Raw genomic sequence first — 23,970 nt, 5'->3', positions numbered from 1 at the left:
CATGCCATTGTTTACCGCCCTTAGCCTCGCCTACAGTTTCATAGTCCAAAGCGCCAGTTCATTACTCAATACATTGAGCGCTCCGGCATTTATGTATATCGGCATGGTTTTGTCGATCAGCAGTATTGCGGGGATCGTTTTCAAGAAGCTGCCGGCGAAAATCTGGTATGACCTCTTCGCCAGCGGCGCATTATTGGCCTGGTTCGGCTACTGGAGACCATTATTTTATGATGATTCGCCGATATTTTTCTTCTATCCGCTTTATTTCGCCTTTATGACGGCGTTTGTGTCATTATTTTTTATCCAGAGATGCCAAACCATCGACTATACGACTTTCTGTTATATGAAATCGTTTTCCGAAAAGAGCAGGCTGCCGCCCTGGCTTGTAATGGCAGGCATTTTGATAAGCCTGGCATGGCATCAGCATTACCTGCTGTTTCCGACCATGATGACCGTTCTGATCGCACGGTTTGCGTTAACGAGCTGCGTTGAATACCACCTGAAAAACCGGTCGAATTTATAAACGTACGCATGGGATAGGGATATCTGCGAGCGGCAGATATCCGGATATGTAAAAGTTAAATGGCAACGCCTACCGGCAGCGCTTCAAACCAGTCCAGAAAGCGTTTGACGTCGTCGCCTTTGAATATGCGCCCATGCTGGGGAGCCAGCATATCGATCTCAAGGTTTCTCACCCGCTCAATCCAGGCTCTTTTTGCCTGATTGGATGGCATCCAGCGCTGATGGAAATAGCGCATTTTTTCGACGTGCGCATCGAATTTATCGACAAACATCGGAGCCCCCGGCGCTTCCAGTGCCGCCCCTACATCGCCTGACATCAGGATTTTGGCATGCGGATCGTAAACATGAAAGTTTGCCGAGGAATGCAGATAATGCGCGGGAATTATCTGCAATTCAACGGAATCCAGATTAATGACGCCGCCTTTATCGGGGATCGGCACGTATTCAATAGTGTCACAGCCATAATGCCGCAAAAACCCTTCCCACAGCGCCGGCGCGTGGAGTTTTGCCTTAGGCAAGGCCTGGTCCCATAAGCCTAGCGATGAAATCACATCGGGATCCTGATGCGAGGCGAACAGGTCGGTTATCTGCTCCACTGGAACATGGTTCAATACCGCCGCCAGCATTGGAGCAAATAGCTCGACGCCGCCGGGATCCAATATCAGGCAACGATTGGCCGCCCGCACGACGTACTGATTGGTATCAATGATGTTATCGGGTTTGTTCTGATCCCTGCCATAAGCTATCCATTGGTACGATCCTTCGTATATTTTGGTCATTTTCATTAAAAAACAAGGCCTCTTGTTATCAGCAACTACTCTGCTATCACTATAATGGATAATACACTTCTACATCGTTGTACATTATCATGAATAATCTGTGCGGCATTATCCACACTCTCGGCAACAGCTTGCAGACTTTGCATATACTCACCCGCCTGCGAGGCTTCAATTCTGGAGTTCGCGGCAATGACGCGCGCGGCCCTGGCTGGCCGCATCACGGCTTCGAGCTGATTTAGCAACTGGGAAACATGCCATCTGAATTGTCCGCGGCTGGCCTGCATTTTGATTTTTGCCGCCTCCACCCGCGCCTGAATGGATTTGCCATGGGCCGCGCCCTCGGCCATTTGAGCCGCCTGCTCGAGTTTTCGGTAGGCATCGGCGGTCCGATATTCGTTAACGGTCAGTTGATACAACAGCAAGGAGTTTTCGTTGATATCATTAACCAGTTCCAACGTTTCCTTGGCCAGTTCATTGATAAAATCGGTGATCGGCTGAAAGCCCTTGGCTTTTTCCCGGGCGCGGAATGCAATGGCTTTGGCATTTGCCGCCGCCAGGGAAATTTCTTTGGCCACTTCCATTACCGCGCCTAATTCCGCGGCAATGGAATCGACTGCGATAAACTGTGACTTGTTCTGTTTATTCGTTGTTCGCATGTTCATTTACATCCTATGAAAGGCTGCCGTCTTTAAGATCCCGTTTTCAAAGCATTACAGGGCATGTCTGTTCAGCTTACTCGGCCCTGAGTCAAGGTTATAACTTGCTGCGCGATTTCCGTTATCGGCTTGACATGGTCTGTGCAGCCTAATTTAAAGGCTTCACCGGGCATGCCCCAGACCACACTGGTTTGTTCATCCTGAATGATCGTCTTCGCCCCGGCTTCATGCATTTCCTTCATGCCTTTTGCGCCATCCGTTCCCATGCCTGTCAGCATAATGCCGATAGCATTGGCGCCAACGCATTGCGCAACTGACCGAAACAAAACATCGACAGCCGGTTTATGCCGATTCACCGGCGGCCCGTCATGCAACTGAATGATATACTTGCTGCCTTCTCTGGCCAGCAGCATGTGCCTGTCTCCCGGCGCAATATAGATATGCCCGGCCTCAACCGGTTGCCCGTGCTGAGCAATACAGGCCGACATCTTTGAGACCAGATCGACATGGCGGGCGAATGATGCACTGAAGGCTACCGGCAAGTGCTGCGTTATCAAAACGGCCGGCATATCGGCGGGCAAGTCCTTGACAACGGTTTTAATTGCTTCCGTGCCGCCCGTGGAGGCACCGATAGCGATAATTTTCTGCCCGCCTTGGGGATATCTTCTTATCGACTCGGCTTTTAAAATAATATCCGCCGAATGTTTAACCTTGATATCGGACTCTGTTGTTAATCCCGGCTTTCTAACCGGCGTGGCATGGTCGCTGATTTCCTGAACGCGCGCTTTGGCCGCCATTTTTACTTTGTTGATTAATTCCTCGGCATAGTCCGTTAGTGTTTTAGCTATATTCACCTTGGGTTTGGCAATAAAGTCCACTGCGCCCAATGCCAGGGCATTTAAGGTCACGTCCGCGCTCTTTTCCGTGAGCGTCGAAACCATTACCACGGGCATCGGCCTCAAACGCATCAGGTTGCGTAAAAAAGTGATGCCGTCCATGCGCGGCATTTCGACATCCAAGGTTAATACGTCCGGATTCAAGAGTTTGATCAGATCCCTGGCCACGTAGGGATCCTCGGCCACCCCGACTACTTCAATGTCCGGGGAAGAATTGAAGATTTCCGTCAACAGTTTTCTGATCAATGCAGAATCATCAATAACCAAAACACGTATTTTTTCCATAGTTTTCTCTTAAAAAAGCTCAACCTCGCCTTCAACAGGCTCGTCCTTAATTTTGTTAAAGTACTGCATCTCTCTATTTATGATCGTATCATTATGTAAATCTTGGATTTTTTTCATGCGGACTTTGCCGGTTTGAGGAAAATACACGATTTTCCGTGGATATATATCGCCTAAATCCTGTGATAACAACAGCAGTCCTTCGGTGTCGATATATTCCAGAATGAATTCGATATTTTTAAGGCCGATATCGGATAGTGTGGGAATGATTTTACCGCCTCCAAATACCTTTAACTCAAGATTTTTTCTTTTGCCGCCATTGCTGAGAATGGTGTTAATCAAATGCTCCATGGCAAAGTTGCCATAGCGGGTGGAATTGCCCAATACGGCTTCGTTGCCCTGTTTTAGCTTTTCTGCGCTGGTTTGAGGCAACATAAAATGATTCATACCGCCAATACCGGATTCTTTATCCCTGATGCAAGCGGCCACGCAAGACCCTAATACGGTCGTGATCAATTCATCGGCTTTGGTGACGTAGTATTCGCCGGGTAAAATTTTCGCGGCAATGATTTCATGTTCATTATCCCAGTAACGGTTGATTCGCTCGAAACCTGAAAGCGAAGGCGGGCTAAAGTTATTTTTAGAAATCATTAAATTTTTATATTAATTTTTTGTATATGGTATTGCCCACTAATCCGAACTCGGATGAAAGCTGATGCAATGATTCCGAATGGCCGATAAATAACCACGCTTTGTCGGCCAGCAATTTTGCATACTTTTTAGCCAGCAGGGCTTTGGTTTCACGGTCGAAGTAAATCAGCACGTTACGGCAAAAGATAAAGTCAAATTGCCCTCGCATAGGCCAATCTTCCATTAAATTCAATTGATTAAAACGTATCAGCCGCTGCAATTGCGGCTTGACCCTTACCCGTACCGGATTGGCTGCCTTATCACGCATAAACCATTGCTTCAGTCTTGTTTCGGATATCCCCTGTACACGATCGATCGCATAAATACCCTGTGCCGCTATGTGTAATACATTGGTATCCAGATCAGTTGCCAGAATCCTGATGGTCCAGTCCGCAGGCACGTTTTCCAGCAAGGTCATTGCGATCGAATAGGGTTCCTCGCCGGTTGAGCAGCCGGCAGACCACACTTTAATTTGCCGGGTATGTTTATTCCTGACCAGGATCTCCGGAATAACATGGTCGCGCAAGTAATCGAAATGATGATTTTCCCTGAAAAAAGAGGTGAGATTCGTGGTAATGGCATTAATGAACTCGGTGAATTCCTGCTCCGGGTGATCGTTAAGATACCGGCAATAGTCCTTGAAATTTGTAAATCCCAGCACTCTTACCCGTTTCGATAGCCGGGAATAAAACATATCGAACTTGCCATCAGGCACTTGAATTCCTGAATGTTCTTTGGACAGATTTCTTAAGAAATTAAAATCTTCCCGGGTGAATTTAAATTCACGCGTTTTTTCTTCCAGTGCCATTGCCTGCCTGCTTTTTCAATAGAGCCCAAGAATATCTAATGCCCGTTTCCGTCAGGCCTCTATATCGAGTATTCCCGATAAGCCCAGCAATGCAGCGGATTCGATAAATTTATCAGATGGTGAATTAATAATAATGTCCTTATCCAGTTTGGCCGCTTTCTGTTTCAGCGCCACAAATAATTGCAGCATTGAGGTATCGATTGAAGTGACGGCCGATGCATCCAATACAATAAGATGATTGGCATCCAGCGATTTCTTCAGCTTTTCATGCAGCAGTTTCACTTTTTGGATATTCAAAACCGCATCCAAGTCGATGAAGGGGCCATCTTGGTCGGCTTCATCCTGATCCGTCTCAGGGATATCCGTTTCGACAGGCTGTTCATTATCCGATTGATCTAAAAATTCATTTTGGCCAGTATCGGTATCAATCCCTGATAGTTGTTCTTGTGATTCCTGCATTTCGTCGATACCCTCGCCCATCCAGGCAAGAGGATCATATCCGATTAAACTATTTTCATTATTTGCCGCCATATATCATCACTCTGCTTTCCTGAAAATCCTTGGCAAGGTTACGAAAATCCCTTGCGGATCGACTTTTCGGACTATATTCTAAAATCGTTTTACCAAAGCTTGGGCATTCCGCCAGCACTGCCGTTTCTCTAATGACTGTCGCTAATATCTGTTCTGGAAAATGCTGAAGCAGAATGTTTAGCACTTGTTTCGATATAGGCCTGGTTGGTGAATATCGTGACATCACCAACAAGATTTTGTATTTCTTCTTAAATACCCTTTCAAATTTCCTGATGGTTCCCATCAGATACGACAGGCCTTGCAACGCCAGAAAGTCGCCGGTCATTGGAATCAAAATTTCGTCCACGGCAAACAAGGCATTGGTCACCAGCAGGCCCGATGACGGCGGGCAATCTATAAAAACGAAATCCTGACCGCTAAGTTTCCCCTGAAGCGCATGCCTTAGTAAATCTCCGCTACGCGCGCCCTCTTCGCTTAACTGTTCAATTTCCGGAAGCCTCCGGCCCGATGCAATCAATTGCAGGCCCTCCCGAACGGAAACAAGCTGCTGTTGAAGCGTTCTGTTATTCAAGAGAACGTCGTCAATACCACTATGGTTTTGTGTGACCCCCAAGGAAACCGATAGATGGCCTTGCGGGTCGAGATCAATTACCGTAACTTTTTTTCCTGAGCCGGCAATTGCATGGCCTAAATTAGCGGAAGTCGTCGTTTTTCCTACTCCGCCTTTCTGATTGATGACCGCAACCACCCTCACCTAGCACACCATGCTATCGATGCTTTCCAGTTCATCCGGATTCAGTAATTTGTCCACATCCAGCAACATAATCATGCTTTGCTTATGAACGTATATGCCCCGCATGTAACGTGTATTTATTTTTGCTCCCAGATTCGGCGTCTGCTTGATATCGGCTACTTTTACATCCAGCACATCCGACACGGCATCGGCTACGACTCCCATAACATACGAGTTCTCATCGTGTTCAACGCAAAGCACAATAACAACGGTCATGGGTGAATATTCACTCTTCTCCATCGAAAACCGTTCCCGTAAATCAATGATCGGAACAATAGAGCCCCGTAAATTTAATGCTCCTTTGATAAAAGCCGGCGTATTGGGTATAACGCGAACGGCTTCCCAGCCTCGTATTTCTTGTACTTTCAGAATTTCCACACCATACGCTTCCCCGGCGAGCTGAAAGGTAAGAAATTGCTCTATTTGACTGTTGGATGCCTGAGTATCAGTTGTCATATTTAATCTAGCTTGCTATGGATGGGTATCTATTGACCTTTAAAACTCTTCCCATTCGCTATCGTCGGCCAAGGCTTTAGCGAAAATCGGCGTGGCCGGCGTTACCGGTTTGGGGGCATTTTTTACTGATGGTATCGATGAAGCCGTTGAAACAGAATTGCTTGCTGGTGGTTTAGCTCCGGCATTGACATTGTTAACTTTAAAGAAATCGAGCAATCGGGCCATGGTCGTGGATTGCTCGCTCATTGAGACGCTCGCTGCCGAGGCTTGTTCAGCCAGGGCCGCGTTTTGTTGGGTAATATCGTCCATTTGCGCGACCGCCTGGTTGACCTGCTCGATGCCGGCGGATTGCTCGGCACTCGCAGACGCGATCTGGGACACGATGTCGCTGACCTGCTTGACGCTGTTGACGATCTCCTGGAGCGCATCGCCGGTTTCATTGACAAAACCGGATCCTGCCCGCACTTTCTGGACGCTATTCTGAATCAGTTCTTTACTCTGCTTAGCGGCATTGGCACTACGCTGCGCCAGATTGCGGACCTCCGTCGCCACGACCGAGAAGCCCCGACCTTGCTCTCCGGCTCTGGCGGCTTCTACCGAAGCATTCAACGCCAGCAGATTGGTCTGGAAGGCGATTTCATCGATAACCCCGATGATTTCAGCGATTTTATTACTGCTTTCATTGATTTCACGCATGGCCGCAATAGCTGAACCTACGACATCGCCACCTTTTTCCGCCAATTGCCGGGCAGTGTTGGCCACTTGGTTGGCCTGTTGCGCGTTATCGGCATTATTTTTGACTGTGCTGGTCAGTTCTTCCATGCTGGAAGCGGTTTCCTCCAGACTAGCGGCCTGTTGCTCCGCTCGCTGTGAAAGATTGTTGTTGCCGCTGGCGATTTCCTGCGATGAACTCTCGATAAAGTCGGCCGCATTGCGAACCTGGGCAAACACTTCACTGACTTTAGTCATGGTGTTGTTAATATTATTCTTGCACTCGGCATAAACCCCTTGATAATCAGTCGAGATAGAGTGTGTCAAGTCGCCCTCCGCCATGCTTTTCATAACGCCGCTGATGTCATTGAAAGCGCTTTCAATAACATCCGTTAATTCATTAATTTCAATGCACAGCGTCTTGAAAAAGCCTTCTTTTCCACGCATGTTAATGCGATTGCTAAGTTCACCGACTTTAATATTGGACACCAGTTCTTCAATTTCACGCTCTATTTGGACTTCTTCCGTTCTATCATGCCATTCCGCGACAAATCCAATGCGTTCACCTTTTTCGGTAAAAACGGGGCTGGCGATTACATTCATATGATGGTTGGCAACAACCAAATCGGAAGCAAACGAACTATTCAGCTTCTCCAAAATACCACGCTGATGAGCCGGATTCTTATGAAAACTGTCAATGTTGCTGCCTAACAGAGCGCCGGCATTAAAAGCGGGTAGCTGTTTACGAATATCATCCTCGGCATCGGTGAATAATTTCAGCGCTGTTTTATTCATATAGATGATGTCGAAGTTAATATCGGCCAGCATGACGGCGGACCCGACATTATCCAACGCATATTTAATCCGCAAGTTTTCCGCAGCGACTTCCTGGGCGGCAATAAAGTCTGAATTCAATTTAACGCTCATGGAGTATAACGCGCGTAAAAAATCCCCTACTTGATCATTTCGGCTTAATTCCATGCCTTTCAGCACAAAATTGCCATTCAACAGTCGGTAGAAAATACCGATAGTATCTTCCAGTGTATTGTTGAATAACCGGGCCAGGCCAATACCTACCGCTGTTCCGATCGCCACCAGCAGCGCGGCAATGGTTAGCAGCATGTAATCCTGTGCTAAAAACAATTGGTACATCAAGAGAAGTTGGGGCAACAGGAAGGCTGTCAACGTCAAGGCGGCTTTTTTCTGGAGACTGATTTCCCTGACTGCTTTAATCCATGCGGCTAGCCCCGTAGGCCGCATTGTTTCTTTATTTGCATTAAGCTGTTTGTAAAACTGCTCGGCTTTTTCAATTTGCTCGCGTTTGAGCGCGGTTCTGACCGAAACATACTCCTGAACCTGGCCATTGGTATAAACCGGCGCCACATTCGCTTCAACCCAGTAAAAATCACCGGATTTAGTCCGGTTTTTTACCGGTGCGACCCATGGCCTGCCCTGTTTTAATGTGGCCCACATATCCTCATACGCCGCTACCGGCATATCCGGGTGCCGGACTATATTATGAGGGGAACCGATCAGTTCCTCACGGCTAAAGCCGCTGATATCGACAAATGCATCGTTTGCGTAGGTAATATGTCCTTTCAAATCTGTTCGGGTAACCAATATCATTCCTTTTTTCATCGGAGCTTCCCGATCGGTTACTGGCATGTTTATTCTCATTATAATTTTCCTCTCGAACTAAACCACACGCATAAATTTTTTATTTTCTATTTATCAGCCATTCTATTAATGGGTATGGCCTTTATGGGGTTTTATTGATAAATATCGCTTCTTTCTTGTTAGAGATTTAGCTTTCATCCTGCGTTACATCATCTAATTTCAGTAATTTATCCACATCCAATAACATCACCATGCGGTCATTGACTGATACGAGTCCGCTAATAAACTCGGTACTGACTTTAGCACCGAAGTCCGGGGCGCTTTGAATCCTGGCCTTATCGACATCAACCACATCTGAAACCGAGTCGACAACAACCCCCGTTATGCGGATTTTATTGCCATCCCCAGTCTGTAGCACAACAACCACGGTTAATTGTGTGTATTCGGCATACCCCAGATTAAACCTTTCCCTTAAATCGATAATCGGCACAATGGAACCGCGGAGATTAACCACGCCTTTTTCATAAGCTGCAACATTCGGTATCCTGGAAACCGGTTCCCAACTGCGTATTTCCTGCACGCGCAGAATATCGACCCCGTACTCCTCGTTACCCAGCGTAAAACTTAAAAACTGCATGTTATTCCCTGTACGCTTGTTAAGCTGATGCTTGTTAACTTGTATATCTTCTTGCGCCATGTTTTTTATACTGCTGTCACCGGTTTGATAAACGAACCAGACCTGGAATATCCAAAATCAAGGCAACAGATCCGTCGCCTAGGATCGTTGCGCCTGAAATGCCTTCAACGCGCTTATAATTGGCTTCCAGCGACTTGATAACGACCTGCTGCTGTCCCAGCAAATCATCAACAAATAAGCCGCATCTCATACCCTGACCCTCAACGACGACAATAATCCCTTCTGCCAATTGCGATGCTTTTGCACTCTGAACGTTAAAAATTTCGTGCATTCTGATAATGGGGATATATTCATTACGTAAACGAAAGGTCTCGCCTTTACCGGCGACCCGGTTAAGCATTTTTTCCGTTATGTTGATTGATTCGATAATGGAAACTAGCGGTACAATGTAGATTTCATCGCCAACCGCCACGGATTGCCCATCAAGAATTGCCAATGTCAGTGGCAGATGGATAGAAATCGTTGTGCCTTTGTCCAGTTCGGAAGTAATTTCAATGTTGCCGCCCAACTCCTGAATATTTTTTCTGACGACATCCATGCCGACGCCACGCCCGGATATATCGGTCAACTGTTCAGCGGTAGAAAAACCAGGCAGAAAAATCAATTCAAAGACCTGCTTATCGGTCAACGTGCTATGTTTATCGATCAGGCCCTTTTCTATCGCTTTTGCTTTTATTTTGTCCTTATTCAAGCCGCGGCCATCATCGATAATTTCTATCACAATATGACCGCCCCGGTGATAAGCCCGCAACTCAATAGTCCCTGTTTCCGGTTTACCGGCCGCAATGCGATCCGCCGGCATTTCTATACCATGATCCAGACTGTTCCTGATCAAATGCACCAGGGGATCGTTGATCAATTCGACAACCGCTTTATCGACTTCCGTATTCTCCCCGACCAGTTTCAATTCGATTTTTTTACCCAATTTGGAACTGATGTCATGGACCAGACGGGGAAAACGACTAAAAACGAAGCTGATGGGCAGCATCCGGATATTCATCACACTTTGCTGTAATTCACGGGTATGCCGTTCCAGCTGGGCAAGTCCACTTTTAAGCTGACTTTCCTTGTTCATGGCAAAATGCTCGCCTACCAGGCTCAACATGGATTGCGTGATCACCAGTTCACCTACCATATTGATGAGGGTATCGATTTTTGCGGTGTCGACTCGAATGGTACTTGATGATTTTGTGACAGTTTTTGCAGGCTCAGGCTCGGCCTTTTGAGGAGCCATCTTGTTGACAGCGTCTTCTGTCACAGGCGGAGGACTGATCGCTGCCGGCTCTGAGATGCCGCTTTCGGGCGTATTCGACAGGGTTTCCGCATCGATTGCCGGTATATGCGCTACCGGATCTTTTACCGGTTTAGCAGCAAGCGACTGGATTTCCAGCTCACAATCACCTTTAACCCAATCAAATATTTCATTAACCTCGTCCTCGGCAATGTCCCCGGCGACTTTTAAATCCCAGGCCAAATAACATGCCTCAGGATTTAACTCATAAAAGTCAGGAATATCCTGAACATTAACCGAAGCGGTCAGTTCCCCTAGCTCTGCCAGTTCCCGAAACATTCTTACCGGATCATTGCCGGTTTGAAGTAAGGTTAGATAAGGGGTAAAAGCAATTTCATAACCTTGGTGTTCATGCTGTTGAGCGGGCGCTGGCTCTGACATGGCAACAGGTGTTTCCATTGCTATTGAATGGTTCACTGGAGATGGCTCCACAGATGCCTCGCTACCATAAAGCTCAACTTCCAAGGCAGACTTCTGTTCAGCAACCCGCGTCTCATCAACATCCTGTTCCTGTTGAATTGCGGTGATCATTTCCCTCAGACAATCTACCGACCCCAACAATACATCAATTGCCGCCTGGGTTACTTGCCGGCGCCCATCCCGCATTTCGTCAAGCAGGGTCTCCATGATGTGCGTAAAATCGGCCACATTGGAAAAGCCAAAGGTTCCGCTGCCGCCTTTGATGGAATGAGCCCCCCTGAAGATCACATTGATGGCTTCCGAATCAATATCTCCCGTATCAAGATTTAATAACCCTGATTCCATTGCTTCCAGGCCTTCAAAGCATTCTTCGAAAAAGACCTGATGAAACTGTGCCATATCAATAGACATAGGCTTACCTGTATTCCTTGAACTCACTCAAATTAAGGTTAGCGGCTAACCCAAAACTTTTTTTAATATTTTTATTAGTTGATCCGGATTAAAAGGCTTGACGATCCATCCCGTAGCCCCTGCCGCCTTACCTTCCTGTTTCTTTTCCGCGCCTGATTCAGTCGTCAACATCAGCATTGGGATAAACTTGTAATTTGAAAGCAAGCGCAAATCCTTAATTAAGGTAATCCCGTCTTTATTTGGCATATTAACATCGGTAACAATGCAATCGAATTGTCTGGACTGAGCTTTAGCAAAAGCATCAACGCCATCCACTGCTTCTTCAACATCATATCCGGCACTTTTCAAGGTAAGCGAAACCATTTTTCTCATTGATGCCGAATCGTCAACTGCAAGAATACTTGCCATTGTTATCTCCATTTTATTCTAATTCTTAAAGTCAAACTTTAGCGCTTATCATATTCATCTCAATACATTAAGTCTAATTTAATTATTCTGTTATAGAAGGTTTCTCAATAAAAAATTTTCAATTTATTTTCCTGGATGGAAATCACATAATGAAAGCCACTAGATAAATTCGCGGGCAGACATATTTCGCTCCAGCTAGAGATGAAACCAGAGAGGGAGGGGCTTGCGCTACTGTTTTCATGAAAACAGTGTAAAAGGAAGTGAGCGATCGTTATTCAATCACAGGTGGGAACAAGTGAAATACCTGAAGAGCACGAAAAAATCATGCTTGCTCCATCAGCTATAAAATGTGCATTACTGTAATACATTGATTAAAGGACGTGCAATAAATACTCTTTTTTAATGCCTGCGGTATTCTCCATCCTCATCAGGATAATAAACGCCTAAAGGTCGATCGAAAGTATATTTACCCGGTTTCACGATTAACAGATCGGCTGTTTTTTCAAAAGCATCATGCGGCGGAGAAATCGCCGCAAAGGCCGTCAGAGGACTGATTGCCACGAAAACGGCAGAACCTGTCAATGTAGCGACGAAACCCAATGGCCGATATAAAATAATATCGATCAGATAAACCCCTGAAGGCTGCTGTTCTTCTGCCTGTGCAGAATTTATTGTTACCAGCATTGCAATAGCGAGAATCAGAATTTTCGTTTTCATATGAGTTTTAACTTGATTTAAAAAATCAGGATTATCTGAACATTTATCATCCATAAACCTTGGAAGCCAGATAATTTATTTACACCGTTCTAAATTTATTTTTGCTCGTTAAGGCATACATTTAATCAGGGCTTTCGGATTTTATTATGATCACGAAAGGAGCGCCAGCGTAAATGCAGAAACAACAAACAGTTTGCTGGCGATTATTGCCGCCACTCAAGATCCCTTAATGTATGAATGCGCGAACCATGCGCATGATGACATGCTGAAACATTTGCTTTTAACAGGCATCCTATATTTTCAAAGCATAAACGATTTTTTTCTTATTGATTGATGCGGCACAATTGCAAGATTGCACTCGCTCTCCAGCAGTACCGCTTCAGGCGAAACGCCGAGTACTCCTCTGCTTTATTAAAGACGGCAATGTTATTTAGGACTTGGCTAAAAATTACTTCCTGAAATTAGGAATCTTGTATAGGATGTGCTGAGCGCAGCAAGGCGCATCTTAATGTTTAAATAGGGATTATTGACGACCAAATCCTTAGCCCTTTTCCAGACAAGTAAGTTTGCGCCCATAAAGGCAAGCTTATCCATAGACGATCAGTTTATGCGGCGAGTTGAAGCAGAATGGCTTAATAAAATATCATAATCGATGCAGCGAACGAGATAAAAATACCGCTTCGTGCAACATCAAGTTACGAATTTTAAGTTACAGTAAACAAGCAACCATATAATTTTTCGCATATGGTTGTATTTATTGCATTTCTCTAGGCAATAAAAAACCCACTAAGCCGTACAGCTTGCGGGTTTTGAGTTCTTGTATCGCTTTGAATTACATCTTGGTGCCGATGGCCGGACTTGAACCGGCACGACTTGCGTCACCACCCCCTCAAGATGGCGTGTCTACCAATTTCACCACATCGGCTGAGAATGATCAGAGTGCGCTATTAAACACTGTTTTTAGTTATTTTTCCACTTTATTCTTTAGTTTGATCGATTGGCTTTTCAGCAGGAGTGACTGCTGGCGCCACGGGTATTTCTTCTGCTTCTGATTTAGGTGCGGAAGGAACACTGTTCATATCTATCGATCCATTTACATCAGGAATACCTGATGTATCTTCCTCGACTTCAGGAGCACTCATCAGATCAAACGTTTTGCCCTGCTGACCACTTAATACAGCCAACCCCAAGCTAGTGGTGAAAAACAAAGTTGCCAAAATTGCTGTTGCCCGAGAAAGAAATGAGGCAGCCCCCTGAGCGCCAAAAACCGAGCCTGAGGAACCGGAGCCAAAAGCCGCTCCCGCATCCGCTCCTTTTCCTTGCTGCATTAACACTAATCCAATAACGCCTAACCCCAACAGTACATGAACAACAATGATTACCTGATACATAAAAAGTCTAAACTACTCTAAGTCGAATGATAAATCTGTAAAAGGCTTCCGCACCCAGCGAAACCCCACCTGTTAAACTGCTATCAATGCCCCTACGACAAGTAAGCCTCTCGTCCTATCCGACTTAACACTGCCCGACGCACAAATAACTGTGTCTTGTCAGCAGTGACCTTATATTCTTTTAACAGTTATGACTGTTGAACTAATTGGATTGGGTCTGCTCATCCGGTGCTACTTAAAGTTTCCACAACCAGAGCCTGGAGCATTTCCACTCTCAAGCAGAAATAAACGACGTATGATATATGCTAACAGCCTATAGTTCAAGCCCCTATCGATTTCTTAACGTCATCAGCCAAATGATGTGCGTAATCCTTTACCTGCACTTCACTTTGCCCTTCCACCATTACACGAATCAAGGGTTCCGTACCTGAAGCCCTCAGCAATACACGACCAGTATCGCCCAGTTGTTTCTCGATGGCTTTCACCGCTTTTTGTATGGCCTCATCCTTATCCGGATTCACTTTTTTACTGGTTTTGACATTCACCAGAACCTGCGGATATTTCTGCATCCCGGACTTTAATTCATGCAAATTTCTGCCACTGCTTTGCATTTCCGCCATGACTTGCAATGCTGAGATAATGCCATCCCCTGTTGTGGTTTTATCCAGACAGATAATATGTCCGGAACTTTCTCCGCCTAAAATACCACTATTCGCAATCAGCATCTCCATAACATAACGATCGCCCACTTTAGCTCTCATCAGGCCTATGCCCAGTTTTTTCAAGGCGTGCTCCATACCCAGATTAGTCATTAATGTACCGACTACAGGACCGGTTAACTGACCTGATTGCAACCTGGATTTAGCGATAATATAGATAAGTTCATCACCATCGACGATTTCACCTTTATGATCCACCATCACCACTCGGTCGCCATCGCCATCAAAAGCAATTCCTAAGTCCGCACGGTATTCCAAAACCGTTGCTGCTAATTTATCCGGCCGGGTTGACCCGCACTCATCGTTAATATTGATCCCGTCCGGTTCCGCTCCTATCGTGACAACTTCCGCGCCCACCTCACTAAACACATGTGGAGCAATGTGATAAGTTGCTCCGTGAGCACAATCGATGACAATCCTCATACCACTAAAATCCAGTCGAGTGGGAACACTTGCCTTGCAAAATTCTATATAGCGACCGGCCGCATCGACCAACCGTTTTGCCTTGCCTAATTCTGAAGACTCTACCGTTGTAATGGGCGAATCGATATAATGTTCAATTTTTTTCTCTATCTCATCAGGCAGTTTTGTACCCTGCACTGAAAAGAACTTGACGCCGTTATCGTAATAAGGGTTATGCGAGGCGCTGATGACAATGCCCGCGCTCGCTCTTAAAGTACGGGTTAAATAAGCGATGCCCGGGGTAGGCATAGGTCCTAGCAGACGGGTATCCACGCCTGCCGCGGTCAAACCCGCCTCTAATGCGGATTCAAACATATAACCTGAAATACGCGTATCTTTACCCACTAATACAAAACCGTGCCCTTCCTTGGCAAATACACGTCCTGTCGCCCATCCTAATTTAAGCAAAAAATCCGCCGTAATAGGTGCCTCTCCTACCTTGCCTCTAATACCATCGGTTCCAAAATACTTTTTTGTCATAATCCTACAAACCTCTACCTGAAAAATGTAGAAACATTAATGCTTCCATAAACCATTATGCGATAAAAATATACTTCAATCCCTGATTCAGTTCACTTTATCGGGGCCAATAAATTTTTTGCATAAAAAAAGGAGAGACATGTCTCTCCTTTTGTTTTCATCCCGCGACTGTCAGGTCTGCTCGGCGGCACCGCCAATCGACTTTCCTGTCTTTTTATCATCCATTCCCTTGGTTTCATCAACTTTAACGTCAGCATGAGGAGGCGTATCATCCCATCCTTGAGGCTCCCTGACCGGCCTACGCGCCATTAAATCATCGATTTGATACTTATCAATGGTCTCGTACTTCATTAACGCTTCCGCCATGGCATGCAGAATATCAACATTCTCTTTGAGAATCTTTTCCGCACGCTCATAGTTCCGGTCAATAAAAGAACGAATTTCTTCATCGATCGTATGAGAAGTCTCTTCCGCAACGGTCTTATGCTGCGTTACCGAGCGTCCCAAAAAAACCTCGCCTTCTTCTTCGCTGTATGCCAACGGCCCTAAACGTTGAGATAATCCCCATTTAGTCACCATATTTCGGGCTAACTCGGTAGCTCGCTCGATATCATTGGAAGCACCAGTACTAACATGCTCCCAGCCAAAGATCATCTCTTCCGCAATACGGCCGCCGTATAAACTGGAAATCATGCTATCCAGTTTTTGTTTGCTGGCACTGTATTGATCTCTTTCCGGCAGGAACATGGTAATACCCAGCGCACGACCTCTAGGCATGATACTGACTTTGTAGACTGGATCATGTTCGGGAACAAGTCTGCCGACAATAGCGTGACCTGCCTCGTGATAGGCCGTCATCTTCTTTTCCTTCTCACCCATTACCATGGAGCGTCTTTCGGCCCCCATGATCAATTTATCCTTGGCCTTTTCCAAATCCGCCATATTGACGACACGTTTATTTGATCTGGCAGCAAACAAGGCTGCTTCGTTGACCAAATTCGCCAGATCGGCTCCGGAAAAACCCGGCGTACCCTGGGCTATATATTTGACTTCAACATCATCAGCTGTAGGCACTTTCTTCAGATGCACGTTAAGAATCTGTTCGCGCCCTCTCACGTCAGGAAGACCAACCGTTATCTGGCGATCAAATCTACCGGGGCGCAATAAAGCCTGATCCAGTACATCGGGACGGTTGGTCGCGGCAATAACAATAATCCCTTCATTGCCTTCAAAGCCATCCATCTCCACCAGCAACTGGTTTAGCGTTTGCTCGCGTTCATCATTGCCACCACCCAGGCCGGCGCCGCGTTGACGGCCAACCGCATCAATCTCATCAATAAAGATAATGCAAGGCGCATGTTTTTTTGCTTGTTCGAACATATCCCGCACACGCGATGCCCCTACGCCGACGAACATTTCCACAAAATCCGAGCCGGAAATAGTGAAAAACGGCACTCTGGCCTCGCCGGCAATAGCTCTGGCCAATAACGTCTTACCTGTTCCTGGCGGACCGATCATGAGTGCACCGCGAGGAATTTTACCGCCCAGTTTCTGATATTTTGCAGGGTCCCTAAGGAAATCCACCATTTCCACAACCTCTTCCTTGGCTTCATCACAGCCGGCTACATCGGCAAAGGTTACTTTAATCTGGTCTTCTTCGAGCATACGGGCTTTGCTTTTTCCGAAAGTCATCGCACCGCGACCGCCACTCGCTCCTCCCTGCATTTGCCGCATGAAGAACACCCAGACCGCAATAAGCAGCAACATGGGGCCGAAAGACACCAGCAACTGCATTAGCATCGAGGGTTGCTCGGGTGGTATGGCCTTGATCTCGACGCCATTAGCCAGCAAGTCATCCACTAAATGAGGATCTTGCGGAGCATAGGTTTTAAATCGCTCACCTCCCTGCATCTTGCCTTTAATAACGTTGTCGTCAATCATGACTTGTTGCACTTGACCCGCTTTCACCGATTCTATGAATTGCGAATACGATAACGATGAATCGCCCCGATCGCCCTGCGGACCAAAATTATTAAATATGGACATCAATACCACGGCAATGACGACCCATAGAATTATATTTTTAATCATATCGTTCAATTTACACACCCCAGGCCCGAACGGCTCTCGGTTTAAAAAACTGACTAATTATATCAGGAATATTTTTCCTGACGGCTCAATTTATCTGGAATTCACCCATTATGAAAAAATATAATTTTCATCATGCCTAGTAATCTCCTTTTATTTAAATATAAGGGCTGTGAACGGTTATTTAAACCCTTTAGCCAAAATATAGACTTCATTGCTTCTCGGTCTTGAGGCTTTTGGTTTTCTAATGACTACCTTTGAAAAGGATTGCTGTACTTCTTTATAAAATTCCTCAAAACCTTCCCCATGGAATAATTTAACCAGAAAAGTGCCGCCTTTTGTTAAAACTGTTTTTGCCGTTTCCAATGCCAACTCTGCCAAATAGATGGATCGCGGTTGATCCACGGCCTTATTGCCGCTCATATTGGGCGCCATATCAGACATCACCAAATTAACCTCCGCACCGTCAAGAACAGCATATAACTCATCCAGCACAGCCTGTTCGCGGAAGTCTCCCTGTATGAAATCGATGCCTTCAATCGGTTCCATCGGCAAAATATCCAATGCGACAATTTTATTCTTGCCGCCGATGAGTTCTCGTGCAAACTGCGACCATCCTCCTGGGGCCGCTCCTAAATCAATAATATTCATCCCTGGCTTGATAATGTGATCTTTATCCTGAATCTCGTTCAGTTTAAAAACGGCGCGCGATCGGTAACCCTTAACTTGAGCCATTTTGACATATTCATCATTGAAATGTTCCTGCATCCAACGACCGCTGCTTTTACTTCGTCCCATAGTTATTTTTTAGTGTAAAATTCGATTTTTTGATTTAGGAAATTATAAAGAGTGAACGCTGCAGACAAGAAAAAACTCCGGGCTCAGGCTCATAGCTTAAAACCCGTCATTATCATCGGCCAATCGGGGCTCACAGCTGCCGTCCTGGCAGAGATCGAACTGGCACTCGACAGCCACGAACTCATTAAAGTAAGAATACGTGCCGAACGGGAAGACCGTAAAGTAATTGGCGAACAAATCTGCATTGATACCGGAGCGGCACTCATTCAAACCATTGGTCAGATTGCTGTCATTTACAGACTAAACCCTGATAAGTAATAAAAGCACAAGGCTAAGGACAAAAGCATGACAGCTTCCTACCTTTTGCCTTGTGTCCCAATCAAACATATTCGATTGAAATAATTTCATACTCGATATCGCCGCCCGGGGCCTTGACTGTAACGACATCCCCAACCTCCTTGCCGATTAATGCACGCGCAATAGGCGATCCGATAGAAATGCGGCCTTCCTTGATATTAGCCTCATCTTCACCAACAATCTGGTAGGTCACTTTCTTTTCCGAATCGATATCCTCTATCTCCACTGTCGCTCCAAAGACCACCTTCCCATTCGCATCCAGTTTAGTGACATCAATGATCTGGGCGTTGGATAGCTTAGCTTCAATCTCAGCGATACGCCCTTCGGCAAAGCTTTGCTGCTCACGCGCGGCATGATATTCGGCATTTTCCTTTAAATCACCGTGTTCACGCGCAGAGGCTATGGACGCAATAATGCGCGGACGAACCACTGATTTCAGTTCGTCCAATTCCTCACGCAATTTTTCCGCACCCTTCACGGTAAGAGGTACTTTATTCATTCTATTGAAACTCCTAATATAGTATTCATCCATCCCTTAATCCGGGAATCCATAAACTGTGCAAGCGGATGACCTTCCAACTACCTCAAGCTTTTATGCAAATCTTGAAGGCAGTTCACATCCCCCGCTTCCAGTTCGCCTAGCGCGTAACAAGCCGCTCTAGCGCCTGCCATAGTCGTATAATAAGTTACGCGGTGCTGCAAGGCTTCCCTGCGCATGGTAAAAGAGTCCGAAATAGCCTTTTTACCTTCCGTCGTATTAATAATCAATTGGATCTGGTCATTTTTTATCATATCAACGGTATTAGGTCGACCTTCGTTGACTTTAAAAACGACCTCACAGGGGATACCGGCCTCTTTAAGAAACCTTGCCGTACCGCCTGTGGCAACAATCTCATATCTTTTCTCCACCAGCATTTTTGCAATATCAGGGGCCTTGGCTTTATCCGCGTCGCGTATGCTGATCAGCACTTTACCGCTATGATTCAAGTCAACGCCTGCGGCGCGCTGGGATTTTGCAAACGCTTCGCCAAACGTCTTTCCCACACCCATCACTTCCCCGGTAGATTTCATTTCAGGCCCCAACAATGGATCCACGCCCGGAAATTTAACAAACGGGAACACGGCCTCTTTAACCGAATAATAAGACGGAATACGTTCTTCAGTTACACCTTGTTCCGCCAGCGATTGCCCGACCATGCAACGCGCCGCGATTTTGGCCAGCGGATAACCGGTAGCCTTGGAAACAAAAGGTGCTGTCCGAGAGGCACGGGGATTTACTTCAAGCACATAAATCTCATCCCCCTGAATCGCAAACTGGGTGTTCATCAAACCTCTGACCCCCAAGGCCTCTGCCATTTTGGCTACCTGTTCACGTAATTTATCCTGAATCTCGGGTGCCAGATCATAAGGCGGTAACGAGCAGGCCGAATCACCCGAATGGATGCCGGCCTGTTCGATATGCTCCATCAGGCCGCCGATCAATACGCGCTCCCCGTCATAAATGGCATCGACATCCATTTCGACCGCATCATCAAGAAAACGATCAAGCAATACCGGCGAATCATTGGATACAGTGACGGCTTCTTTCATATAGCGCTGCAGGCCTTCTTCATTGAAGACGATCTCCATGGCACGGCCACCCAGCACATAGGAGGGCCTCACAACCAAAGGATAACCCAACTCCTTTGCGGCATTAAGCGCCTGCTCGACAGAACGTGCTGTCGCATTAGGCGGCTGTTTTAAGTCCAACCGCTCCAATAGCTTCTGAAACCGCTCACGATCTTCGGCCAAATCAATCGAGTCGGGCGATGTGCCGATAATCGGAACGCCGGCCGCTTCCAAAGCGCGCGCCAATTTCAAAGGTGTCTGGCCGCCATATTGAACGATCACGCCCATGGGCTTTTCCAGCTCAACAATTTCAAGCACATCTTCCAGTGTCAGGGACTCAAAATACAACCGGTCCGAGGTATCAAAATCAGTGGAAACCGTCTCGGGATTACAATTGACCATGATCGTTTCGTAACCGTCTTCACGCAGCGCCAGAGCTGCATGCACGCAGCAATAATCGAACTCGATGCCTTGCCCGATACGGTTAGGCCCGCCTCCGAGAATAATAATCTTTTCCCTATCGGAAACGCGTGCCTCACATTCTTCTTCATAGGTTGAATACAAGTAAGCCGTATCCGAAGAAAACTCAGCCGCGCAGGAATCGATGCGCTTGTAAACAGGACGGATATTCTGCTTGTGTCTGACGTTGCGTACCTCAGATTCGGTCGTATCGAGCAGTTTGGCCAACCTTTGATCGGAAAAGCCTTTACGTTTTAACCTATAAAGCTCGCCTTCTTTCAAGGTCGACAAAGTTTTAGTCGACAACGATTTTTCAGTCAGCACCAGATCTTCGATTTGCGCTAAAAACCATGGATCGATCTTGCATGCCTCATGCACTTCCCGCAATGTCATGCCGCTGCGGAAAGCGTCAGCGACATACAACAAACGATCCGGCCCCGGGTGGCGCATTTCGCGCTGAATTTTTTCGCTCGCGTCCTCGGCGCTCAAATCGACGTATTCATCAAGACCACTGATGCCGATTTCCAGACCGCGCAAGGCTTTTTGTAGCGACTCCTGAAAAGTCCGGCCTATCGCCATGACCTCGCCTACCGATTTCATTTGTGTAGTCAAGCGATCATCGGCTTGCGGAAATTTTTCAAAGGTAAAACGAGGCACTTTTGTGACGACATAATCGATCGTCGGCTCAAATGAGGCTGGTGTCGCGCCGCCTGTAATTTCATTTTGAAGCTCATCCAATGTATAACCGACCGCCAGTTTGGCTGCAACTTTGGCTATTGGAAAACCGGTCGCCTTGGAAGCCAGCGCGGACGAGCGCGATACGCGAGGATTCATCTCGATGACCACCATGCGCCCGTCTTCAGGATTAATCGCCACCTGTACGTTTGAGCCACCCGTATCGACACCGATTTCGCGCAATACCGCTACCGCGACGTTACGCAGAATCTGATATTCCTTGTCGGTCAAAGTCTGCGCCGGCGCCACGGTAATCGAGTCGCCTGTATGTACGCCCATCGGGTCAAAGTTCTCAATTGAACAGATGATAATGCAGTTGTCTTTAGAATCGCGCACGACCTCCATTTCGTATTCTTTCCAGCCCAGCACCGATTCTTCGATGAGCAGTTCATTGGTTGGCGACAAATCCAGGCCGCGTTCGCAAATTTCAACAAACTCCTCCTTGTTGTAGGCGATGCCGCCACCGCTGCCGCCCATGGTAAACGATGGCCGAATAATCGTCGGATAACCGACTTCCTGCTGAGCCGCCATCGCTTCTTCCATTGAATGGGCGGTCTTGGAGCGAGCCACTTCGAAACCGATTTTTCTCATGGCCTGGTTGAACAGCTCACGATCTTCTGCTTTATTGATCGCTTCTTTAGATGCGCCTATCATCTCGACGCCGTATTTTTCCAGCACACCGTGCGCATCCAGCGCCAGCGCGCAGTTCAACGCCGTCTGTCCGCCCATGGTCGGCAGAATCGCATCGGGGCGCTCTTTTTCAATAATTTTCTCTACAGTTTGCCAGTCGATGGGTTCGATGTAAATGGCATCGGCCATATCCGGATCCGTCATGATAGTAGCCGGATTCGAATTGACCAGAATGACGCGATAACCTTCTTCCCGCAGTGCTTTACAGGCTTGCGTGCCTGAATAGTCAAACTCGCAGGCTTGACCAATAACAATCGGGCCTGCGCCCAGTAATAAAATCGATTTTATGTCGGTTCTTTTTGGCATTTCGTTGCTTTGCTCTGCTGATAATTGACTGTCTGATTATTTGTTGAACTGATCCATCATCTTGATGAAATCATCAAATAACGATTGCACATCATGAGGACCGGGGCTTGCTTCAGGGTGCCCCTGAAAGCTCATGGCCGGGCAATCAGTCCGTTCAATGCCTTGCAGGCTGCCGTCAAATAAAGAATGATAAGTTGCGACCAGGTTAGCAGTGAGAGAAGCCTCATTCACCGCGAACCCGTGATTCTGACTACTGATCATCACTCGGCCGGTCGCTTTTTCCTGTACTGGATGATTGCCGCCGTGATGGCCGAATTTCATTTTTTCGGTTTTAGCCCCGCTCGCCAAAGCCAGCAACTGATGCCCCAGACAAATGCCGAAAACGGGTATCTTCTTGGCTAAAAATGTTTTAATCGCTTCAATCGCATAAGTGCATGGCTCCGGATCGCCAGGGCCATTAGATAAAAAGATGCCGTCAGGATTCATTGCCAGCACGGCTTCCGCCGACGTGGTCGCAGGCACAACCGTAATGCGGCAACCGCGATTAGCCAATAATCTCAGGATATTGCGTTTAACTCCAAAGTCATAAGCAACGACGTGCCGAGTCAGGTTTTCAGCCTCCGCATGACCATTCTCCAGTTGCCAGACATTTTCGGTCCACTCGTATGGTTCTGAGACGGTCACTTCCTTGGCCAGATCCATGCCCTGTAAACCGGGAAAACCCTCGATCGCCGCTTGAGCCGCATCTACATCGACCGCTTCCCCGGCCATGATACAACCGCGTTGCGCGCCTTTATCGCGCAGCAGTCGCGTCAATTTACGGGTATCGACATCGGCAATGGCTACAACATGATTATCGATCAAGTATTGTTGCAAGGTTTTTTCGCATCGCCAGTTACTGGCCACTAACGGCAGATCCCTGATTACCAGACCGCTGGCAAAAACGCCAGTGGACTCGTCATCTTCGCAAGTTGTACCGACATTACCAATATGCGGATACGTTAATGTAACAATTTGCCGGGCATAAGATGGATCACTGAGGATTTCCTGATAGCCGGTCATCGAGGTATTAAAAACGACTTCTCCCACGGAACAGCCGTCGATGCCTATAGACACACCGTTAAATACCGTCCCATCTTCCAACACTAACAATGCAGGTTTACTCAAACACGTCACCTCAAATGTGCAAAAC

The 23,970-nt window shown here is 46.8% G+C and carries 22 protein-coding genes and 1 tRNA gene; 2 read left to right on the top strand and 21 right to left on the bottom strand.

Translation table 11 applies throughout. The features are described 5' to 3' along the window. Position 1 precedes the first annotated feature (1 nt). Positions 2 to 523, top strand: a complete 522-nt coding sequence (locus METMA_RS0119885; protein ID WP_036249042.1) for a hypothetical protein — start codon at positions 2 to 4, stop codon at positions 521 to 523. 55 nt (positions 524 to 578) lie between these two features. Here METMA_RS0119885 and METMA_RS0119880 read toward each other — a convergent pair whose 3' ends face one another. The 18 genes from METMA_RS0119880 to rlmE form a co-directional block, all read right to left on the bottom strand. Beyond that, positions 579 to 1,307 (bottom strand): oxygen-binding di-iron domain-containing protein, encoded by a 729-nt coding sequence (locus METMA_RS0119880; protein ID WP_020160870.1) that lies wholly within the window; start codon positions 1,305 to 1,307, stop codon positions 579 to 581. A 29-nt stretch (positions 1,308 to 1,336) separates the two neighbouring features. After that, a complete protein-coding gene (locus METMA_RS0119875) occupies positions 1,337 to 1,963 on the bottom strand; it encodes a hypothetical protein (protein WP_020160869.1) in 627 nt (208 codons plus the stop codon). Positions 1,964 to 2,028: 65 nt separating this feature from the next. Next, on the bottom strand, positions 2,029 to 3,138 hold the full coding sequence (locus METMA_RS0119870) for a protein-glutamate methylesterase/protein-glutamine glutaminase (RefSeq protein WP_020160868.1): 1,110 nt from the start codon (positions 3,136 to 3,138) through the stop codon (positions 2,029 to 2,031). Positions 3,139 to 3,147: 9 nt separating this feature from the next. Beyond that, the gene (gene cheD, locus METMA_RS0119865) at positions 3,148 to 3,786 is read right to left on the bottom strand and encodes a chemoreceptor glutamine deamidase CheD (RefSeq protein ID WP_020160867.1); all 639 of its coding nucleotides are present in this window, start codon (positions 3,784 to 3,786) and stop codon (positions 3,148 to 3,150) included. Positions 3,787 to 3,793: 7 nt separating this feature from the next. Continuing rightward, positions 3,794 to 4,633 (bottom strand): CheR family methyltransferase, encoded by an 840-nt coding sequence (locus METMA_RS0119860; protein ID WP_020160866.1) that lies wholly within the window; start codon positions 4,631 to 4,633, stop codon positions 3,794 to 3,796. Positions 4,634 to 4,684: 51 nt separating this feature from the next. Beyond that, positions 4,685 to 5,164, bottom strand: coding sequence for an STAS domain-containing protein (locus METMA_RS0119855; RefSeq protein WP_020160865.1), 480 nt, complete (start codon positions 5,162 to 5,164; stop codon positions 4,685 to 4,687). Continuing rightward, entirely contained in the window at positions 5,151 to 5,912 is a 762-nt protein-coding gene (locus tag METMA_RS0119850) for a ParA family protein (protein ID WP_232216394.1), read from the bottom strand. The genes METMA_RS0119855 and METMA_RS0119850 overlap by 14 nt, the downstream gene beginning before the upstream one ends. 6 nt (positions 5,913 to 5,918) lie before the next feature. Continuing rightward, positions 5,919 to 6,413 carry a chemotaxis protein CheW gene (locus tag METMA_RS0119845; protein WP_020160863.1) on the bottom strand — a complete coding sequence of 165 codons (495 nt, stop codon included), beginning with the start codon at positions 6,411 to 6,413 and terminating at the stop codon, positions 5,919 to 5,921. A 39-nt stretch (positions 6,414 to 6,452) separates the two neighbouring features. After that, positions 6,453 to 8,762: a methyl-accepting chemotaxis protein gene (locus METMA_RS0119840; RefSeq protein WP_232216393.1), complete on the bottom strand. Its 2,310-nt coding sequence runs from the start codon at positions 8,760 to 8,762 to the stop codon at positions 6,453 to 6,455. 166 nt (positions 8,763 to 8,928) lie between these two features. Continuing rightward, positions 8,929 to 9,438, bottom strand: coding sequence for a chemotaxis protein CheW (locus METMA_RS0119835; protein ID WP_020160861.1), 510 nt, complete (start codon positions 9,436 to 9,438; stop codon positions 8,929 to 8,931). A 16-nt stretch (positions 9,439 to 9,454) separates the two neighbouring features. Continuing rightward, positions 9,455 to 11,560, bottom strand: a complete 2,106-nt coding sequence (locus METMA_RS0119830; protein WP_020160860.1) for a chemotaxis protein CheA — start codon at positions 11,558 to 11,560, stop codon at positions 9,455 to 9,457. 45 nt (positions 11,561 to 11,605) lie between these two features. Then, positions 11,606 to 11,968 carry a response regulator gene (locus METMA_RS0119825; protein WP_020160859.1) on the bottom strand — a complete coding sequence of 121 codons (363 nt, stop codon included), beginning with the start codon at positions 11,966 to 11,968 and terminating at the stop codon, positions 11,606 to 11,608. Between the two features lie 399 nt (positions 11,969 to 12,367). Next, positions 12,368 to 12,739: a hypothetical protein gene (locus METMA_RS0119820; protein ID WP_020160858.1), complete on the bottom strand. Its 372-nt coding sequence runs from the start codon at positions 12,737 to 12,739 to the stop codon at positions 12,368 to 12,370. 786 nt (positions 12,740 to 13,525) lie between these two features. Continuing rightward, positions 13,526 to 13,610: transfer RNA gene (locus METMA_RS0119810), tRNA-Leu, on the bottom strand. Between the two features lie 52 nt (positions 13,611 to 13,662). After that, the gene (gene secG / locus METMA_RS25175) at positions 13,663 to 14,076 is read right to left on the bottom strand and encodes a preprotein translocase subunit SecG (RefSeq protein WP_020160856.1); all 414 of its coding nucleotides are present in this window, start codon (positions 14,074 to 14,076) and stop codon (positions 13,663 to 13,665) included. Positions 14,077 to 14,396: 320 nt separating this feature from the next. Then, positions 14,397 to 15,737, bottom strand: a complete 1,341-nt coding sequence (gene glmM, locus METMA_RS0119800) for a phosphoglucosamine mutase (protein ID WP_020160855.1) — start codon at positions 15,735 to 15,737, stop codon at positions 14,397 to 14,399. Positions 15,738 to 15,908: 171 nt separating this feature from the next. Next, positions 15,909 to 17,828 (bottom strand): ATP-dependent zinc metalloprotease FtsH, encoded by a 1,920-nt coding sequence (gene ftsH / locus METMA_RS0119795; protein WP_020160854.1) that lies wholly within the window; start codon positions 17,826 to 17,828, stop codon positions 15,909 to 15,911. A gap of 177 nt (positions 17,829 to 18,005) precedes the next feature. Continuing rightward, positions 18,006 to 18,623 (bottom strand): 23S rRNA (uridine(2552)-2'-O)-methyltransferase RlmE, encoded by a 618-nt coding sequence (gene rlmE, locus METMA_RS0119790; RefSeq protein ID WP_027147485.1) that lies wholly within the window; start codon positions 18,621 to 18,623, stop codon positions 18,006 to 18,008. 51 nt (positions 18,624 to 18,674) lie between these two features. Between rlmE and yhbY the strand changes: the two genes are divergently transcribed. Then, complete coding sequence (gene yhbY / locus METMA_RS0119785; RefSeq protein ID WP_020160852.1) at positions 18,675 to 18,941, top strand: ribosome assembly RNA-binding protein YhbY; 267 nt, start codon at positions 18,675 to 18,677, stop codon at positions 18,939 to 18,941. A 61-nt stretch (positions 18,942 to 19,002) separates the two neighbouring features. Here yhbY and greA read toward each other — a convergent pair whose 3' ends face one another. The 3 genes from greA to carA form a co-directional block, all read right to left on the bottom strand. Further along, positions 19,003 to 19,479 (bottom strand): transcription elongation factor GreA, encoded by a 477-nt coding sequence (gene greA / locus METMA_RS0119780; RefSeq protein WP_027147484.1) that lies wholly within the window; start codon positions 19,477 to 19,479, stop codon positions 19,003 to 19,005. A gap of 80 nt (positions 19,480 to 19,559) precedes the next feature. Beyond that, positions 19,560 to 22,778, bottom strand: a complete 3,219-nt coding sequence (gene carB, locus METMA_RS0119775) for a carbamoyl-phosphate synthase large subunit (protein ID WP_020160850.1) — start codon at positions 22,776 to 22,778, stop codon at positions 19,560 to 19,562. A gap of 36 nt (positions 22,779 to 22,814) precedes the next feature. Beyond that, complete coding sequence (gene carA, locus METMA_RS0119770; RefSeq protein WP_027147483.1) at positions 22,815 to 23,945, bottom strand: glutamine-hydrolyzing carbamoyl-phosphate synthase small subunit; 1,131 nt, start codon at positions 23,943 to 23,945, stop codon at positions 22,815 to 22,817. Positions 23,946 to 23,970 lie beyond the last annotated feature (25 nt).

The organism is Methylobacter marinus A45 (assembly GCF_000383855.1).
In the GTDB taxonomy this organism is placed as follows: Bacteria; Pseudomonadota; Gammaproteobacteria; order Methylococcales; family Methylomonadaceae; genus Methylobacter; species Methylobacter marinus.
The sequence above is the reverse complement of the archived record's forward strand: the minus strand, read 5'-3'. Positions and strand labels throughout refer to the sequence as shown.